The following is an 18003-nucleotide window of genomic DNA, read 5'->3' as shown; positions in this document are numbered from 1 at the left end:
CCATGGACGCCACCACGCCGGTGCATCCGCCGGCCCGCATCGCGGTCGCCGGCGTCGGCGTCACCTATGGGCTCGGCGGCCCGGACGCCGTGACGGCGCTCGCCGGCATCGACCTCGACATTGCGGACGGCGCCTTCGTGTCGCTGGTCGGCCCCTCCGGCTGCGGCAAGAGCACGCTCTTGCGCGTCATCGCCGACCTGCTGGCGCCGAGCACCGGCCGCGTCACCATCGGCGACGCCGCCCCCGCCGATCTGCGCCGCGCCGGCCGCATCGGCGTGATGTTCCAGCAGCCGGCCCTGATGCCGTGGCTCACGGTCGCCGACAATGTCGCGCTGCTCGACGATCTGGTGCGCACCAAGGGCGGCGGGGCGACCGGCCGGGCGCGGACAACGCCCGACGTGCCGGCGCTGCTCGATCTCGTCGGCCTGACCGGCTTCGGCGGCAAGCGGCCGCACCAGCTCTCCGGCGGCATGCAGCAGCGCGCCGCGCTCGCCCGCGCGCTGGCGCTCGACCCGACCGTGCTCTTGATGGACGAGCCGTTCGCGGCGCTCGACGAGATCACCCGCGAGCGCATGGCCTTCGAGCTGATGCGGGTGTGGCAGCAGTATCGCAAGACCGTGGTGTTCGTGACCCATTCGCTCGGCGAGGCCGTGTTCCTGTCCGACCGCGTGGTGCTGATGTCGGCACGGCCCGGCCGCATTCACAGGGTCTACGACATCGACCTGCCGCGACCGCGCACCCGCGAGACCCGCCTGTCCGACGCCTATCTGCATCTGGTCGGCGAGGTCGGCCGCGGCCTCTACGAGGTGATGGAATGAGCCCGATCCGCTGCCTCGACGTCGGCGAGGATTCTTTCGACCGTGGCCTCGCCCATGGCCGTTCCTTCAAGGACGATGTCGCCGCCAATCTGAAGACCTATCTGCGTCGCTTCGAGGCCTCCGGCCTCGCGCCCGCCGACGCGCTCGCCGAGGGCGCGCGCTGGCAGGCCGCGATGGCGCGGCAGAATGACGACTACGTCGCTGAGATGAAGGGCATCGCGGCCGGCGCCGAGCAGAGCGAGGCCGCTGTCGCGCTTCTGAATGCGCGCTACGAGGTCGCCTTCACGCTGTTCGGGCGGGATGCGCAGAAGAGTGACGCGCAGGCGCGCGACACCACCATCGCCAGCCCGGGCATCGCCGAGACCGACGGCTGCACCAGCTTCGGCGCGCTGCCGGAGGCGACCGCCGACGGCCACACCTGGCTCGGCCAGAACTGGGACTGGCTCGCCGGCATCCACGGCCACACCCTGGTGCTGCGCATCCGCCGCAGCCGCCGGCCGAGCCTCGTCTGCCTCACCGAGGCCGGCATCGTCGGCGGCAAGATGGGCGTCAACGAGACCGGCATCGGCCTGGTCGAGAACGGGCTCGCCTGCGACCACGACGGCCGCAATCCTTATCAGAAGCCGTTCCACATGCGCTGCCGCGAGGTCCTGGACGCCGACCGCTACGACGACGCGCTCCGCCCGGTGGTCGAGACCCGGCGGACCTGCTCGGCCAATTTCGTCATCGGGGCCGCCGGCGGCGAGATCATCGATCTGGAGACCAGCCCGGACCATGTCTGCGTGTTGCATCCCGCGGACGGGCTGATCACGCATGCGAACCATTTCCTCGGCACCGGCCACGGCGAGTCGCAGATGGAGCGCATCGGCCCCGGCACGCTGTTCCGCGCCGCGCGGCTGCGCCGCCTGCTGACGCAGGCAAACGGCAGGCTCGGCCTCGCAGCGTTCCACGCCGCGACCTCCGACCATTTCGGCCTGCCGAACGGCATCTGCCGGCATCCCGACGAGCGCCAGCCCGAGGCCAAGCGCACCATGACGGCGGGCGCCGTGCTGATCGACCTCGACGCGCGCCTGATGCATGTGGCGAACGGCCCGCCCTGCACACACGACTATGTGCCGTTCGCCGTGGAGACCTGAGATGGCGACCCGCACGCTGCGCATCGCGCTCGACGGCGCCACCGGCCGGCTCGGATCGAGCCAGCATGTGCGGGCGCTCACCGACATCCGGGCCGAGGGCGGGCTGCCGCTCGCCAGCGGCGACCGGCTTCTCCCCGAGCCCGTGCTGCTCGGCCGCAATCCTGAAAAGCTGGCGGCGCTCGCCGCGGCGAACGGCGGCCTCGCCTGGAGCACGGATCGCGACGCACTGCTCGCCGATCCCGGGATCGCCATCTATTTCGATGCGGTGGCGACCGCCGGCCGCGCCGAGCGGGCACTCGCCGCGCTGGCGGCCGGCAAGCATGTCTATCTGGAGAAGCCGATCGCCTCCTCGCTGGACGAGGCCATGGGTCTCGTCCTCGCCGCCGAGCGCGCCGGCGTGAAGCACGGCGTCGTGCAGGACAAGCTCTTCCTGCCCGGCTTCGCGAAGCTCGCCCGCGTGCGCCGCTCGGGCGCGCTCGGCCGCATTCTCTCGGCCAAGCTCGACTTCGGCTGGTGGGTGTTCGACGGCATCTTCGCGCCGGCGCAGCGCACGAGCTGGAACTACCGCAAGGCCGGCGGCGGCGGCCTCGTGCTCGACATGTTTCCGCACTGGCGCTACCTGATCGAGGGCCTGGTCGCCGACATCCGCGCCGTCTCGTGCCGGATCGCCACCGCGGTGCCGCAGCGGCGCGACGAGGCGGGACAGTTGTTCGACGTCGACGTCGAGGACACGGTTTTCGCGACGCTGGAGCTCGACGGCGGCGCGCTGATGCAGGTGTCGTGCTCGTGGGCGACGCGCGTGCGACGCGACGACATGGTGGTGCTGCAGGTCGACGGCAGCGACGGCTCGGCCGTCTGCGGCCTGCATCGCTGCGTCGTGCAGCCGCTGCACGCCACTCCGAAGCCGGCCTGGAACATCGCACAGGAGCGCAGCGAGAGCTTCTACGACCAGTGGCAGGCGGTGCCGGAGCTCGGTCCCACCGTGAATTCATATCGAGCCGGCTGGGAGCTGTTCCTGCGGCACGTCGCCGAGGACGCGCCGTTCCCCGCGCCGCTGGTGGCGGGCGCCCGCGGCTTGCAGCTCATCGATGCCTGCTACCGGAGCGACCGCGGGCGGCGCTGGATCGACCTGCCGCCGATCCCCGGATGAGCGACGGGCGCCGCAAACCGCGAGCGCCGGCCGCGAGCCACATCGTCTGCAAAAGAGCAATCACGGCCGCCAAAAAGCAGCGGGACCGAGCACGATGGTCGGGTAACCCCGCCCATGGTGTCGGTCCGCCGGCAGCTTGGTGTTTCACCGGGGGATCAAACCGGGCGCCCTGCGCGGAAGTCGACCCGTGGGCGTCCGGCTTCGATATCGATGAAACCATCTCAATGGGTATACGGACGGCAATCTTCGCGTAAGCATCGATCGCCGGTACTTCACGTAAACGGCCATCTCCATGGCCACTAAAAGCATAACGCCCGGCCATCGAGGGTCAACGACTAACAACGCGTAATCTCATGGCGCTATTGCGCACTGCCGACGCCTAGGTCGCATTCGACGGCGCCGGTGCCGCGCCGGGACGTGTCCCTCAGAGCGGTTTTCGGTGATGTCGACCCACACTCCGCTCATTCCCGCGAAAGCGGGAATCCAGAGCCCCAGGTCGAGCCGCCCCTGGGTCCCCGCCTTCGCGGGGACGAGCGGAGGTCGGAGCGATTCATCACAACCGAAATCCGCTCTAGCTCGCCGGACCTACGGGGATAGTTCGACGACACTACGTATTGAAATTCGTTGACACTCACAGGCGTAAAGAGTGCATTACGAATGTGACATACTGGTTTTTCTGAATAGGTTTTTTGCAGTCAAGGACATTATGCCGACGGACGTGGCGTCCGAAACGGGTCGGGCTCTTGGAAAACCGGTTGCGCCGCGATCGCGAACGTCGTCGCGCGCCCGGATTGCCGAACTCGCAGCCGCGCCCCTCGACCTTGCTCTCGCCCGGCGACTGCCGGGTGCAGCGGTGGCGAAAGGCCACGACGAACCCGGTGCGCGGACCGGTCGATCGACCCTCCCGTCCGGCAACACACGATGGAGCTGATGCAACATGGCTGACCGAAGCATCTCCGGTCTGACGGAAGAAGAGGCGCTGGAATTCCACGCCCAGTTCAAGACCACCTTCACCGCCTTCCTGCTGATCGCCGCGTTCGCTCACGCGCTGGTCTGGATCTGGAAGCCCTGGTTCTGAGCCGAGGAATAACGTGATGTCGAATCCGCAGGACGACTACAAGATCTGGCTGGTGATCAATCCCTCGACCTGGCTGCCGGTGATCTGGATCGCCGCACTCCTCGTCGCGATCGCCGTGCACTCCTTCGTGCTGAACAACCCGCGCTACAACTTCATCGACCAGAAGGCCGCGGCCGAGAAGGTCGAGAAGAAGTAGTCGGCGACGTCCCGGCCGCTGTCGCGATCGGGACCGTGGACGTGATCGCGAGGGCGCCCGTTCGGGCGCTCTCGTCGTTTTGGAATCCTGCCGGCGACGCGGCCGCGCCGGCGACCGCCGGTCCGGGCCTCAGCGGCCCCGCAGGAACGGCAGCACGGTGGCCAAGAACTCCTCGGGCGCCGTCTGGGAGCAGGCGTGACCGCCCCACGGCACCAGGGCCAGGTGGGCTCCCGGAATGCCGGCGGCCAGCTCCTCCGACAGATGCGGCGGCGTGAGGATGTCGTCGGCCGCGCAGACCACGAAGGTCGGGGTGCGGATCTCGCCCATCCGGGCGCGGCGATCGAATGCGACGATCATGTCGATGCGTGCCGCGATGTCGGCGGCGGCCGGCGCCATGGCGTCGTTGTCGGCGATGATCTTGGCGACCTTGTCGGGATTGCGGCTGATCCACAGCGGCGGATAGAGGAACAGCGGGCCGATCTCGTTGTAGGCCGGCACGCCGAGCTCGGTCAGCACCCGCCGGCGCACCTTGAAGCAGTGGGCGAAATGCGGATCGGGCCCGGCCCAGCCGCCATACAGCACCAGCTTGTCGAGGCGGCCCGGATAATCCTGCGCCAGCACCTGCCCGACCGCGGCACCGGTCGAATGGCCGATCAGGCTGCAATGCGCGCAGCCGAGATGGGTGAGCAGCGCGTCGAGGTCGGCGGCGAGCGCCTCGACGCTGTGGACCTTCCGGCGCGAGCGCGAGCGACCGGTCGCCATATGGTCGTGCAGGATCACCGAGAAGGCGCGCGACAGCACCGGCACCAGATTGCTCCAGTAGGCCGCGGCACCGCCCAGCCCCGACACCAGCGCGAGCGGCGGGCCTTCGCCCACCACCTCGTAAGGCAGCTCACCATCGGGACGTTCGAGCATCGGCATGATCAAGGTCCTTCTGAGGCCGGAGCGGCAGGCCGCCAAAGCATGTTCCGCCGAGATCGCCCCAAGCTCCGCTCATTCCCGCGAAAGCGGGAATCCAGGAGCGCCGCGCCGCGCGGCCCCTGGGTCCCCGCCTTCGCGGGGACGAGCGGACACCGAGATCGATCCATCGGCATAGGAGATGTCCTCGGCCCGTATCGGCGCTACTCGGGCTTGATGTTGGCCGCGCGGATGAGCTCGGCCCATTTGGCGGTCTCGCTCTTGATGAAGGCGGCGAACTCCTCGGGGCTCCCGCCGGCCGGCTCGCTCGCCTGCGAGACGATGCTGTCGCGCACATCCGGCATCTGCAGGATGGCGTTGAGCTCCTTGTTGAGCCGCGCCACGATCGCGGGCGGCGTCCCCTTCGGCGCGATGATGCCCTGCCAGTTGTAGGACTCGAAGCCGGGCAGCCCCGCCTCCGCCATGGTCGGCACGTCGGGCAGCAGGCTCACGCGGTGGCTGGAGGTGACGGCCAGCGCCTTGATCTTGCCGGCCTCGATCGACGGCAGCGCCGCATAGCCCATCTCGAACATCATCGCGATATGGCCGGCGAGCAGGTCGGTCGAGGCGTTGCCGCCGCCCTTGTAGGGCACGTGCACGATGTCGAGGCCGGCCTGGCGGCCGAACATCACGCCGGAGAGGTGGTGGGCGCCGCCGATGCCGGACGAGCCGTAGGTGAGCCGGCCGGGCTCCGCCTTCGCCTTGGCGATCACGTCCTTGACGCTGGTGAGCCCCTGCCCGGGCGCCGCGGTGAGCACCAGCGGCGAGCGCTCGATCAGGATCACGGGCACCACGTCGGTCGCCGGATCGTAGGGCAGCTTGCCCATCAGCGAGATGTTGACGGAGAGCGGCGCCAGATTGCCCATGCCGATCACCGAGCCGTCGGCCGGCGCCTTGGCGATGGTGGCGGTGCCGAGCACGCCACCGGCCCCGGTCTTGTTGTCGATGATCACGGTCGCATTGAGCGCCCTGCCGAGCTTCTCGGCGATCTTCCGGGCCCGGATGTCGGCGAAGCCGCCGGCCGCATAGGGCACCACCAGGGTGACCTGGCGGACCGGATAGTCGCCGCCCGGCACCGGCGCCTGCGCCTGCGCGGCGGGCAGAACGGGGGCGAGCACGGCGAGCGCGGAGGCGACCAGCGCGAGAGCGAGTCTGCGGATCAGGATCACGGCGAGCTCCTCGGAACGTGTCGGCGCATCATGCGTCGGGCGACGGCGAAAGTTGAGAGGCCGGCACGAGAACGACGCCCTCCATCAGGCGGCGCGCCGTGCGGCTGAGCACGGCCTTGTCGACCACGACGGCACCATCGTGCAGCGAGGCCTCGGCGCCCACCGGCAGCACGCCGGAGGCGTGGCCGAGCCGGACGATGCGGGCGCGCGAGGCGGCGCCGGCGAGCAGGCGCTCGACGATCGTGCCGGGCAGCGCCGCGGCGACCGCCAGCGCCACCGCGCCGGTGCCGGTGAGGGCGTGGTGCATCTTGCCCATCGAGATCATCCGGGCGACGAGGTCGATCGCCTCCGCTGCGACCGGCCGGCCGCTCGACGCCACATAGGGGGCGACCGGCCCGACCAACGCCAGCTTGGGGGTCGCCGGCCGCTCGGCCGTCGCCTCGGCGGCCGTCTCGGCGAGTCCCATGGCGACCGCGCCGGCGGCCCGCACCGCCTCGCAGCGGGCCAGGAACGCCGCGTCGGCATTGGCCTGCGCCGGCATCAGGGTGGCCGGAACGCCGAGCGCCTCGGCGGCGACGATCACGGTCGGGTTGCCGGCGTCGACCAGGCTGGCCTGGACCACGCCGAGGCCGGGCACGTCGAGGCTGTCGCAGGCGCGGCCGGTCGGCAGCACGCCGCCCTCGCCGCCGCCCGGATCGAGGAACTCGAGCCGGATCTCGGCGGCCGGGAACGCGACGCCGTCGAGCTCGAACGTCCCCTCCTCCACCACCTCGCCGTCACGCACCGGCACATGGGCGACGATGCGCTTGCCGAGATTGGCCTGCCAGAGCCGCACGGTGCGCATGCCGTCGGGGCCGGCCGGCACCAGCCCCTGGGCGATCGCGAAGGGGCCGACCGCCGTGGTGAGGTTGCCGCAATTGCCCGACCAGTCGATCATCGGCTGCTCGATCGCCACCTGGCCGAACAGATACGCGACGTCGCAATCGGGCCGGTCGGACGGCGAGACCAGCACCACCTTGCTGGTGCTGGAGGTCGCCGCCCCCATGCCGTCGATCTGCTTGCCGTAGGGGTCGGGGCTGCCGGTGACGCGCAGGAGGATACGGTCGCGGGCGACCGTGTCGGCCGGCAGGTCGCGGGCCTGGAAGAACACACCCTTGCTGGTGCCGCCGCGCATATACACGGCGGGGATCCGAAGCGCAGCCATGCGCGGTCCTCCAGGGCGGCGCGCCCGACGGCCGGCGGGGCCATGCGACGCGGCGCGCGGGGATTGAAGGTCGCGGCGAACACCGCGCCCGGACCATGCCGCCGCCGCGGGTTTCCGGCAAGGCCCAACCGACGGGTCCGCGCAGCGTGCTCATGGGAGCATCGCGCCGGGCGCCGCGCCAATCGCGTCGACACGCCGAGGACGGCGCGCTATGGCGGGCGGGCGGCCGGAGACGGGCCGCGGGAGGACCGTGCATGACCTATCTGGTGTCCACCGATCTCGCCACCGAACCGCCCGGCCGTCGCCTGCGCGCCCTCCTGGCGCGGCCCGGCATCCTGCAGATGCCCGGCGCCCACAACGGCCTCGCCGCCCTGCAGGCCAAGGCCGCCGGCTTCGAGGCGCTGTATCTCTCCGGCGCCGCCATGACGGCCTCGATGGGCCTGCCGGATCTCGGCATCATCACGGTCGACGAGGTCGCCTTCTTCGTCCGCCAGCTCGTCCGCGCGAGCGCCCTGCCCGTGCTGGTCGACGGCGACACCGGCTACGGCGAGGCCCTCAACGTCATGCACATGGTGCGCTGCTTCGAGGACGCCGGCGCTGGCGCGGTCCATATCGAGGACCAGCTCCTGCCGAAGAAGTGCGGCCATCTCAACGACAAGAAGCTCGCCGATCCGGCCGACATGGCGGCGAAGATCCACGCGGCCGTGCGGGCGCGGCGCGACCTCGTGATCGTCGCCCGCACCGACGCGGCGGCGAGCGAGGGGCTGGACGGCGCCGTCTTACGCGCGAAACGTTATGTCGAGGCCGGGGCCGACGTGATCTTCCCGGAGGCGCTGACCACGCCGGAGATGTTCAAGGCGTTCGCGGAGAAGATGCCGGGCGTGCCGCTGCTCGCCAACATGACCGAGTTCGGCCGCACGCCGTTCCTCACGGCGGACGAGTTCGCGGCGCTCGGCTACAAGATCGTCATCTGGCCGGTCAGCTCGCTGCGGGTCGCCGCCAAGGCGCAGGCCGAGCTCTATGCCGCGATCGCCCGCGACGGCGGCGCCAAGGCGATGCTGCCGCGCATGCAGACCCGAGCCGAGCTCTACGCCGCCATCGGCTATGCCGACTACGAGGCGCTCGACGCGTCGATCGTCACCACCGTGATCCCGACCATGCCGAAGGCGGGGTGAGCTTTATACATTCGTCATTCCGGGCTCGCGGGCCTTCGGCCCGCGCCCCGGAATGACGGCTTATCACTTCGCCGTGCCCAGAATTCCGGACGGGCGGAAGAACAGGAACACCAGCAGCACCGACAGCGCCGCGACGTTCTTGAGGCCGGAGCCGAAGGCGACCACGGCGATGGCCTGGGCGAGGCCGAGCGCGATGCCGCCCAGAAACGCGCCGAACGGCCGGCCGAAGCCGCCGACGATGGCGGCGATGAAGCCGCTGATCGCGAACGGCGTGCCGACATTGAAGGCGGTGAACTGGGTCGGCGTCAGCAGCACCCCGGCGATGGCGCCGAGGCCGGCGCTCAGCGCGAACGCCAGCGCCAGCATGCGCGACACCGGGATGCCCTGCAGGGCGGCGGCCTCGCGGTTGATCGAGCAGGCCCGCATGGCACGGCCGACCAGGGTGCGCTGGAAGAACAGCACCAGCAGCACGATCAGCACCAGCGAGGTGCCGACGATCCACAGGAACTGGTAGCCGACCGCCACCCCGGCGATGCGGATCGGCGGCAGGTCGGTGAACACCGGCAGGCTCTTGGGCTGGTCGCCGACCAGGATCAGGGTGGCGCGCTCGATGACGATCTGCACGGCGAGCGTCGCCAGAATGATGACGAACAGGGTCGCGTTGCGGTCCCACAGCGGCCGCACCACCAGGCGCTCGATGACGACGCCGAGAGCCGCCACCATCAGCACGGCGAGCACGCCGGCGACGGGAAGCGGCAAGCCCCAGGTGTACAGCACATGCGCCGCCATGCCGCCCAGCATCACGAAAGCGCCTTGCGCGAAATTGACGATGCCGCTCGCATTGTAGATGACACAGAAGCCGATCCCGATCAGGCCGTAGATGCAGCCGACACCGAGACCGTTGACCAGGATCTGGACCAGATAGGCGGGATCAGGCATGCAGCGTCTCCACGCCACCGAGATAGGCCTCGATCACCTTGGGGTCGCGCTGCACCTCGGCGGGCGTCCCTTGAGCGATCTTGCGGCCGAAGTCGAGAACCACGATGCGGTCGGCAGTGTTCATCACCAAGGTCATGTCGTGCTCGATCAGCAGCACCGTGGTGCCGCGCTCGGCGATCTTGCGGATCATCACCGAGAGCTTCTCGGTCTCGCCACGGTTGAGGCCGGCGGCGGGCTCGTCGAGCAGCAGGAGCCGCGGCTCGGCGGCGAGCGCCCGGGCGATCTCGAGCAGGCGCTGCTGGCCATAAGGCAGCGCCGCCGCCTTGGTCTCCGCCTGCGCCGAGAGCCCGACCAGCTCCAAAAGCTCGCGCGACAGGCGGGCCGTCTCGGCCTCCTCGCGCCGCGCGAAGGGCGGTCGGAAAAGCGCCGCGAAAAGGCCGGCGCGGGTGCGCACATGGCGGCCGATGGCGACGTTCTCGCGCACGCTGAGCGTCTGGAAGAGCTGGACGAGCTGGAAGGTTCTGATCAGGCCGCGCGCCGCGATTCTGTGCGGGGCCGTGCCGGTGACGTCCTCGCCCTCGAACAGGACGCGGCCGCGGGTCGGCTCGAGAAAGCCCGAGATCATGCTGAACAGCGTCGTCTTGCCGGCGCCGTTCGGGCCGATCACGGCGGTGACGCCCTCGGCCGGCACCTCGAAGCCGACCGAATCGACCGCCGTCAGTCCGCCGAACTGCTTTGTGAGGTCCTCGACCGCGAGCCGGATCATGGACGCGCCTCCGAGGGGTGCGCTTCAACGACTTCCGGGACCGGCGGCCGCGGCTCCGGCTTCGGCGGCTCGGCGGGACGACGCCAGAGGGCGCCGAGCGAAGCGAGGCCGCCGGGTGCGTAGATGAGAATCACGATCAGGGCGGCGCCGTAGACGAGGTCTTGGTAGTCCTTCAGCTCGCGGATCGTCTCCGGCAGCATGTTGATCACGATGGCGCCGACCAGCGGGCCCGTGACGGTGCCGATGCCGCCGACATACAGCATGGTGAAGCCGAGCACGACCATGTTCATGCCGAAAATCTCGGGGCTGACGAAGCCGACCACGTGCACGAACAACGAGCCGGCGACCGCGGCGTAGCCGGCCGACAGCACGAAGGCGGCGAGCTTGTAGCGGGTGACGTCGATGCCGAGCGCACGCGCCGCATCCTCGCTGCCGGACAGCGCCACCAGGGCACGACCGAAGCGCGAGTTGCGGATCAGCCAGGCGCTCCCCATGCAGGCCGCCGCGACGATCGACAAGAGCACGAGCTGGGCGCGGTCGGAGGCGGCTTCGTATCCGAACACACCGAGCGGCGGAATGCCGGAGATGCCCATATAGCCCTGGGTCACCGACTGCCACTGCACCGTGATCTCGTAGACGATCAGGCCGATCGCCAGCGTGGCCATGGCGAGGTAGTGGCCGCGCAGCCGCAGCGTCGGCCAGCCGATCAGCACGGCGCAGGCGACCGCGCCGGTGACGCCGAGCCCGAGCGCCGGCAAGGTCGGCCAGTCCCAGGTGGTGGTCAGCACGGCCGAGACATAGCCGCCGATCGCCGCGAAGGCGTTCTGGCCGAACGAGGCCTGCCCGGCATAGCCCATGAAGATGTTGAGGCCGGTGACGAAAACCGCATAGATCAGCGCGAAGCCGGCGAGCGCGACGAAATAGCCGCCCGCGACGATCGCGTAGCCGACCAGCACGACGGCGCAGGCGGTGGGCGCGAGCGCCAGCAGGCGGCCGGCCACCGCCCTCCAGTCAGGTGAAGTAGTAGCGGGCGAGCTGGTCATGGGACGTGATCTCTCGCGGATCGAGCCGGGCCGTGATGGTACCGCCCGCCACCACATAGGCGCGCGCGGCAATCTGAAGGGCGAGCGGCGCCTTCTGCTCGACCAGGACGACGGACAGTCCGCCGCGATTGAGCGAGGCGAGGGTCTGCAGGATCTCGGCCGTCACCTGCGGAGCGAGCCCGAGCGAGGGCTCGTCCAGCATCAGAAGGCGCGGCTCGGCCATCAGGGCGCGGCCGACCGCGAGCATCTGCTGCTCGCCGCCCGACATCGAGCCGGCCGCCTGGTCGAGGCGTTCCTTCAGGCGCGGGAACAGGGTCAGCACCCGCTCGAGGCGCTGGTCGAAGGCCGGCCCGCGCCCGCCGATCAGATAGGCGCCGAGCTGCAGGTTCTCGGCGACCGTCATGGGCCCGAAGATGCCGCGGCCTTCCGGCACCAGCACGACGCCGCGGCGGGCGACCGCCACCGGATCGCGGCGCGGCAGCGGCTCGCCTTCGAACCGCACCGTGCCGGACGAGTCGGTCAGCCCCATGATCGAGCGCAGCAGGGTCGACTTGCCGGCGCCGTTCGGCCCCAGCACGGCGACCAGCTCGCCCGCGCCCACATCGAGATCGACGGCGTGCAGGGCCTCGATCCGCCCGTAGCGGGCCGAGAGCGCCTGCGTCTCCAGGATCGTCGCACGATCCTTCGTCACCGCGGGATCCTTCGTCGCCGCGCGAGCCGCCGCGCCGGACACTACTTCACCTGCACCTTGCCGCCGACCATGGTGGCCATGAAGAACGGATTGGTGGTGATGCCCTGATGGACGGTCGGCGAGAAGTTGTAGACGCCGCCGGTGCCCTGGAAGCCCGAGATGGTCTCGATCGCGTCGCGCACCTTGGCGCCCTCGACGCTGTTCGCCTTCTCGATCGCCGCCATCGTCACCATCACGGCGTCCCAGGCCTTGCCGCCCCAGAACGGATCGCGCTCGCCGTGCTTGGCGCGCCACAGCGGCAGGAAGCGTCCGATCTCGGCTTTCAGGGCGCCGTCGGGCAGCGCCTCGTAGACCTGCGCGGGGGCGGCGACGAACATGAACTGGGCGCCGAGCGTCTCGCCGGTCGGCTTGAACACGGCGAGGTCGTCGATGCTGCCGAGCAGCAGCATGTCGAGCCCGAGCTGCTTGATGTTCTTGGCGGTCGTCAGCGTCGAGCCGCCGAGCCCGATCTTGATCACGGCCTTGGCACCGGCCGCGTTCATCTTGCTGATCTGCGGGCTGAAGTCGGCGTCGTCCTGCTTGTACTGCTCGACCACCGGCACCTCGATGCCGAAGTCGGGCGCGATCTTCTCGGCGATGCCCTTCTGCAGATTGGCGTAGGGCGAAGGATCGTGCAGCACGCCGACCTTGCGGATCTGCGTGTTGGCCTTGAGGTACTCGTAGCGTTTCTCGACCTCGAAGCGCGGCGGGGCGAGGAAGCTGAACGCCCACTTCACCTGCTCGGGCTGCGGCGGCAGGATCGAGCACAGCACCATCGGGATGCCGGCCCGCACGACCAGCGGCGCCGCCGCGAAATTGCCGGCCGAGACGCAGCCCGAGATGAAGATGTCGACCTTGTCGGACGAGATCATCTTCCGGTAGACCGTCACGGCCTCCTGCGGCTCGGACTTGTTGTCCTCGACGACGAGCTGGAGCTTGCGCCCCAGCACGCCGCCCTTGCCGTTGACGTAGTCGACCGCGACCTCGAGGCCGTCGCGCCAAGCGCGATCGACCGCGGCCGCGTAACCGGTGAGGCCGGCCGCGACGCCGATCTTGTAGACCTGCTGGGCCTGCGCCGGGACGGCGAACAGAAGCGCCGCGCCGAGCACGCCGGCGGCGGACAGACTCCGACTCTGGTTCATGAAACGGGGCTCCCTCATAGGTATCGCAATTGGCGGGGGTGGACCGAACGGCCGCGACGCCCAAGTTGTTTGCAGTTGCGAGACACTGTTTTCTTTTTTGTGACGGTACCGTCGCCGAATTTTCTTGTCAACGCCTGACTTTCGCGTCAATCATCGAATAAATCCACTTGTAAGTCACAGTCAGGACGATAATCTGTTCCGCGCTCGCAGACAGATAGGATGACCCGCTTGCGCAGAGATTCATCCCCTCCCGGCGATCGGGCCGGTGCCGGTGTCCGTTCCGTCCAGCTTGCGCTCGACGTGCTCGAGGCGATCGCCTTCTCGGGGGACGAGCTCGGCGTCACCCAGCTCGCCGACCGCCTCGACGTCACCAAGGGCTCGGTGCATCGCCATCTGCACACGCTGGTCGAGCGCGGCTACCTCACCCAAAACCCCGCGACCGCGCGCTACGCGATCGGCCCCAAGAGTCGCCTGCTCGCCCGCTTCGCGCCGGACGCCGATCTGATCCAGGTCGCCGAAGGCACGATGCGCGAGCTGCGCGACCGGCTCGGCCATACCGTCGTGCTGTCCGCCATGACGCCGCGCGGCGCGCTGGTGCTGACGACGCTCGCCTCGACGTCGCCGATCGAGATCGGCGTGCGGCCGGGCAGCGAGCTGCCGTTCCACGCCTCCGCCCAGGGCAAGGTGCTGCTCGCCTTCGCGCCGCGGCCCGTGCAGGAGCGGATTCTCGCCCGTCCGCTGGAGCGGTTCACCGACCGCACCATCGTCGAGCGCGAAACCATCGAGGCGGAGCTCGTCCGCATCGCGCGGCACGGCTTCGCGTCGGCGCCCGAGGAGGTGCTGCTCGGCATCAACGTGATGGCAGCGCCGATCTTCGACGAGCGCGACAACTGCATCGGCGCGCTGGCGATCGTCGGCTCGATCCAGTACCTGCCCGAGACGCCGGACCCCGACACGGTCGAGGCGCTCAAGGACTACGGCAAGCAGATCTCGCGCCGCTTCGGGCACGGACGCGGACCTGGCGGTGCCGCCGGCGGTGCCGCCGGCGTGACGACTCCACGCGCGGCGCGCCGCGGCATCGGCGCGTGACCATGCACATGATGACGGAGCACCCGACGTGAAGGCCCATATCGTTTACGCGCATCCGGAGCCGACCTCGTTCACGGCAGCCCTGAAGGACACCGCGGCCGCGACCCTGTCGGCCCGCGGCTGGACCATCGCGGTGTCGGATCTCTACGCGGAACGCTTCGATCCGGTCGCCGGACGGCACGACTTCACGACGGTCGCCGACCCTGCGCGGTTTCATTATCAGTCCGAGCAGGCCTACGCGCACGCGAACGGCGGATTCGCCCCCGACCTCGTGCGCGAGCAGCAGCGGCTCGCCGGCAGCGACCTCCTGGTGCTGGTGTTTCCGATCTGGTGGGGGGCGCCGCCCGCCATCCTCAAGGGCTGGTTCGACCGCGTGCTCGCCGCCGGCTTCGCCTATGTGGACGGCCGCCGCTTCGACACCGGCTTCTTCCGCGAAGCCCGCGGCATCGCCTGCGTGACGACGGGCGGCACCGCCGCACGCTTCTCGGCCGACGGCGTCTACGGCGAGATCGGCACGGTGCTGTGGCCGGTCGACCGCTGCGTGCTGCAGTATCTCGGGCTGGAGACCCTCGACCCGTTCGTCGCCTATGCGGCGCCGCGCGTCGACGCCGCCGCGCGCGCCGGCTACCTCGCCGCCTGGCGCGACCGGTTGGAGAGCATTGCTGGTCAGGCTTCCGCCGATGCGGAGGCCCGCGGCACATCCATGGCCAGCATCAGGGCGATCTCGTCCGGCGGGACCGGCGCGCCGAACAGATAGCCCTGTGCCTGCGATACGCCGGTGATCCGCACCACCTCGAGCTGCTCGCGGGTCTCGACGCCTTCGGCCACCACCACCATGCCGAGGCTGAGCCCGAGCGCGGCGGCCGAGCACACGATGGCGGCGCAGTCGGAGCGGGTCAGCACGTCGCGGGTGAACCGCTGGTCGATCTTGATCTTGCTGAACGGGAACGTTGTCAGGTAGCCGAGCGACGAGTAACCGGTGCCGAAATCGTCGAGCGCGATGGCGATCCCGAGGCTCTTGAGCTGGTGCAGGACCGAGACGTTCCTCTCCTCGTTCTCCAGCAGCACCGATTCGGTGATCTCGATCTCCAGCCGCTCGGACGGCAGGCCGGCGGCGCGCAGCGCCCGCATGACGGTGTCGAGCAGGTCCGCCCGGCGAAACTGCACGGGCGAGATGTTGACGGCGACCTTCACGTGCCGCGGCCAGCGCACCGCCTCGGCGCAGGCGGCGTGAAGGACCCAGTCGCCGAGCCGGGCGATCAGCCCGGTCTGCTCGGCGACCGCGATGAACTCCTGCGGCGCCAGGAGGCCGCGGGTCGGATGCTCCCACCGGATCAGCGCCTCGACGGCGCAGACCCGGCCGCTGGCGACGTCGACGATCGGCTGATAATGGAGCCGGAAGGCGTCCTCGGCGATGGCTTGGCGGAGATCGTTCTCGAGGCGGTGGCGCGCCTCGACCTCCTCGGTCATGGACGGGTCGTAGAAGGCGAAGCCGTTGCGACCGCCGTGCGTCTTGGCGCGATAGAGGGCGAGGTCGGCCTTCTTCAGGAGATCGACCGGCTCGTCGCCGTCGACCGGCGCCAGCGCGATGCCGACGCTGGTCGTGACCACGTGGCTCTCGCCCTCGACCTCATAAGGCTCGCCGACGATGTCGACGATGCGGCCGGCCAGGACCAGAGCATCGTCGCGCATGTCGGGACGGACCGTGTCCCCGTCGGCGCCGCGCGGCGTCGCGCGGATGATGGCGAACTCGTCGCCGCCGAGCCGCGCCAGCAAATCGCCGGGACGCAGCGCCCCGGCGAGCCGCTCCGCCGTCTGCTGCAGCACCAGGTCGCCGATCGTGTGGCCGACCGAGTCGTTGACGTCCTTGAAGCGGTCGAGATCGACCATCAGGACCGCGAAGGCGCCCCCGCCTTTGCGCAGCGCCAGCCGAGCCGCCTGGAGCCGGTCGACGAAGCTCGTCCGGTTCGCCACCCCGGTGAGCGGATCGCATCGCGCCAGGAACTCGATCTGCTCTTCGTATGTGTGCCGGTCGGTGACGTCCTCGTGCGTCTCCAGCCAGCCGCCGTCCGCCATCGGGCTGCCCGTCACGGCGATCACGCGGCCGTTGTCCAGCTCGACCAGCTCGGGGGCGTCGTCGCCGCGGGCCGGCTCGAACAGCTCCTCCAGGGGGTCGCGGCGGGCGATCACCCGCTTCAGCCGCCGCGCCCGCATGATCGCGAGGTCGTCGCGCGTCGCGCCCGGGCCGACCTCCGGCGCCAGCCCGTAGAGGCGCCTGAACTCGTCGTTGCACACCCGCAGCACGCCGGCGCGGTCGAACATGCACAGCCCCTGCGACATGGACGCGAGGGTGGCGGCGAACTGCGAATTGGTGTCGAGCAGGCGGGCATTGGAGGAGGCGAGCGAGTCGGACTGCGCGGCGAGCTGGGCCCGCGAGGCGCCGAGATGGCGGAGCTGCCGCGCCAGGATCACCAGGAGCGTCAGCAGGCAGCCGAGCAGCAGGACCGCGCCGAACGCCGCATAGGCCGAGCGTTCGCGCCATTTCTCCAGCACGCTCTCCTCGGGCACCGAGATGGCGACGACGATCGGGTGGATCGCGAGCGGCTGCACCGAGGCCCACCGGACGACGCCGTCGAACACGCCGGGCGAGCGATAGCTGCCGCCGCCCGCCGCGACCATGGCGTGCCAGGGCCAATGGGGCGGGAACTTCAGCCCGGTCCGGCGCGCGTCGACAGGATAGCGGAGCAGCACGGTGCCGTCGCGCCGCGCCAACGCGAAGGCGCGGTCGCGGCGAAAGCCGGCACCGTTGTACATCCGATCGAAATGCGCGATCGGCACGCTGAGGAGCACGACGCCGGCAAAGGCGCCGTTCGGCCCGTTGACGCGCCGGGCGAAGATCAGGATCGGCTCGCCGGTCGCCTGGCTGCGCTGCGGCAGCGAGATGCTCAGCCGGTCGTCGACGGAGCTCCGCAGGTCGCCGAACTGGTCGCCATCGGCGAGGTCGAGCTGTGGGTTCACGCCCGGATACGTCGACATCACCACGGTGCCGGCGGCGTCCGCGATGGACAGATGGTGGGCGAAGCGAACCTGCTGGAGCTTGGCCGTCATCCAGTCGCGCAGGGAGCCTGCCGTGAACTGGCGCTGGAACCCGTCGTTCGCCGTGATGGTGAAGATCTCGGCGAGGTCGCGGTAGTCCTTGATGACGTTGTCGACCTCGCTGACGACATGATCGAGCTGGCCGGCCAGGAAGGCGACCGTGTCGCGGTCGCTGCGGACCGCCTCGGCGATCGCGTCGGAGCGGCTCTGCCAGACCGACAGCCCCACCGCGAGCGTGGCCAGCACGCAGACCAGCAGCGCGCTGACGAACACGGCACGATGATGGAGCGAGCCGGCGATCCTGGCCATGTCCTC

At 70.0% G+C, this 18003-nt stretch carries 17 protein-coding genes; 8 read left to right on the top strand and 9 right to left on the bottom strand.

Annotation, left to right across the window (positions count from 1 at the left end; genetic code table 11):
- Positions 1–2: 2 nt before the first annotated feature.
- From HXX10_RS05275 to pufA, 5 genes are all read left to right on the top strand, one after another.
- Positions 3–818, top strand: a complete 816-nt coding sequence (locus HXX10_RS05275; RefSeq protein ID WP_296520489.1) for an ABC transporter ATP-binding protein — start codon at positions 3–5, stop codon at positions 816–818.
- The gene (locus HXX10_RS05270; RefSeq protein WP_296520488.1) at positions 815–1954 is read left to right on the top strand and encodes a C45 family peptidase; all 1140 of its coding nucleotides are present in this window, start codon (positions 815–817) and stop codon (positions 1952–1954) included. The genes HXX10_RS05275 and HXX10_RS05270 overlap by 4 nt, the downstream gene beginning before the upstream one ends.
- A gap of 1 nt (position 1955) precedes the next feature.
- On the top strand, positions 1956–3104 hold the full coding sequence (locus HXX10_RS05265) for a Gfo/Idh/MocA family oxidoreductase (protein WP_296520487.1): 1149 nt from the start codon (positions 1956–1958) through the stop codon (positions 3102–3104).
- 937 nt (positions 3105–4041) lie between these two features.
- The gene (gene pufB / locus HXX10_RS05260; RefSeq protein ID WP_296520486.1) at positions 4042–4182 is read left to right on the top strand and encodes a light-harvesting antenna LH1, beta subunit; all 141 of its coding nucleotides are present in this window, start codon (positions 4042–4044) and stop codon (positions 4180–4182) included.
- Positions 4183–4198: 16 nt separating this feature from the next.
- Positions 4199–4378 (top strand): light-harvesting antenna LH1, alpha subunit, encoded by a 180-nt coding sequence (gene pufA, locus HXX10_RS05255; protein WP_296520485.1) that lies wholly within the window; start codon positions 4199–4201, stop codon positions 4376–4378.
- A gap of 129 nt (positions 4379–4507) precedes the next feature.
- Here the strand turns inward: pufA and HXX10_RS05250 are convergent, their stop codons facing one another.
- The 3 genes from HXX10_RS05250 to prpF all read right to left on the bottom strand — a co-directional run bounded on the left by HXX10_RS05250 (position 4508) and on the right by prpF (position 7708).
- Positions 4508–5299 carry an alpha/beta fold hydrolase gene (locus HXX10_RS05250; RefSeq protein WP_296520484.1) on the bottom strand — a complete coding sequence of 264 codons (792 nt, stop codon included), beginning with the start codon at positions 5297–5299 and terminating at the stop codon, positions 4508–4510.
- A 200-nt stretch (positions 5300–5499) separates the two neighbouring features.
- Positions 5500–6504: a tripartite tricarboxylate transporter substrate binding protein gene (locus HXX10_RS05245; RefSeq protein WP_296520483.1), complete on the bottom strand. Its 1005-nt coding sequence runs from the start codon at positions 6502–6504 to the stop codon at positions 5500–5502.
- 28 nt (positions 6505–6532) lie between these two features.
- Complete coding sequence (prpF, locus tag HXX10_RS05240; RefSeq protein ID WP_296520482.1) at positions 6533–7708, bottom strand: 2-methylaconitate cis-trans isomerase PrpF; 1176 nt, start codon at positions 7706–7708, stop codon at positions 6533–6535.
- Between the two features lie 254 nt (positions 7709–7962).
- Here prpF and prpB point away from each other — a divergent pair, with 254 nt between their 5' ends.
- Entirely contained in the window at positions 7963–8883 is a 921-nt protein-coding gene (gene prpB, locus HXX10_RS05235) for a methylisocitrate lyase (RefSeq protein ID WP_296520481.1), read from the top strand.
- 63 nt (positions 8884–8946) lie between these two features.
- Here the strand turns inward: prpB and HXX10_RS05230 are convergent, their stop codons facing one another.
- From HXX10_RS05230 to HXX10_RS05210, 5 genes are read right to left on the bottom strand one after another with little or no spacing between them, the layout of a single operon-like run.
- The gene (locus HXX10_RS05230; RefSeq protein ID WP_296520480.1) at positions 8947–9822 is read right to left on the bottom strand and encodes a branched-chain amino acid ABC transporter permease; all 876 of its coding nucleotides are present in this window, start codon (positions 9820–9822) and stop codon (positions 8947–8949) included.
- Positions 9815–10588, bottom strand: coding sequence for an ABC transporter ATP-binding protein (locus tag HXX10_RS05225; RefSeq protein WP_296520479.1), 774 nt, complete (start codon positions 10586–10588; stop codon positions 9815–9817). The genes HXX10_RS05230 and HXX10_RS05225 overlap by 8 nt, the downstream gene beginning before the upstream one ends.
- A complete protein-coding gene (locus HXX10_RS05220; protein WP_296520478.1) occupies positions 10585–11589 on the bottom strand; it encodes a branched-chain amino acid ABC transporter permease in 1005 nt (334 codons plus the stop codon). The genes HXX10_RS05225 and HXX10_RS05220 overlap by 4 nt, the downstream gene beginning before the upstream one ends.
- A 10-nt stretch (positions 11590–11599) precedes the next feature.
- Entirely contained in the window at positions 11600–12322 is a 723-nt protein-coding gene (locus HXX10_RS05215; protein WP_296520477.1) for an ABC transporter ATP-binding protein, read from the bottom strand.
- Between the two features lie 41 nt (positions 12323–12363).
- The gene (locus HXX10_RS05210) at positions 12364–13503 is read right to left on the bottom strand and encodes an ABC transporter substrate-binding protein (RefSeq protein WP_296520476.1); all 1140 of its coding nucleotides are present in this window, start codon (positions 13501–13503) and stop codon (positions 12364–12366) included.
- 228 nt (positions 13504–13731) lie between these two features.
- Between HXX10_RS05210 and HXX10_RS05205 the strand changes: the two genes are divergently transcribed.
- Together HXX10_RS05205 and HXX10_RS05200 are read left to right on the top strand one after the other, a co-directional pair.
- Positions 13732–14592, top strand: a complete 861-nt coding sequence (locus tag HXX10_RS05205) for an IclR family transcriptional regulator (protein ID WP_296520475.1) — start codon at positions 13732–13734, stop codon at positions 14590–14592.
- Between the two features lie 28 nt (positions 14593–14620).
- On the top strand, positions 14621–15349 hold the full coding sequence (locus tag HXX10_RS05200; protein WP_296520474.1) for an NAD(P)H-dependent oxidoreductase: 729 nt from the start codon (positions 14621–14623) through the stop codon (positions 15347–15349).
- On the opposite strand, the gene HXX10_RS05195 is transcribed toward HXX10_RS05200, so the two are convergent.
- The gene (locus HXX10_RS05195) at positions 15259–17997 is read right to left on the bottom strand and encodes an EAL domain-containing protein (protein ID WP_296520473.1); all 2739 of its coding nucleotides are present in this window, start codon (positions 17995–17997) and stop codon (positions 15259–15261) included. The genes HXX10_RS05200 and HXX10_RS05195 overlap by 91 nt on opposite strands.
- Between the last annotated feature and the right edge of the window lie 6 nt (positions 17998–18003).

The sequence above is a fragment of the Rhodoplanes sp. genome, assembly GCF_013377085.1.
Lineage (GTDB): Bacteria > Pseudomonadota > Alphaproteobacteria > Rhizobiales > Xanthobacteraceae > Rhodoplanes.
The sequence above is the reverse complement of the archived record's forward strand: the minus strand, read 5'-3'. Positions and strand labels throughout refer to the sequence as shown.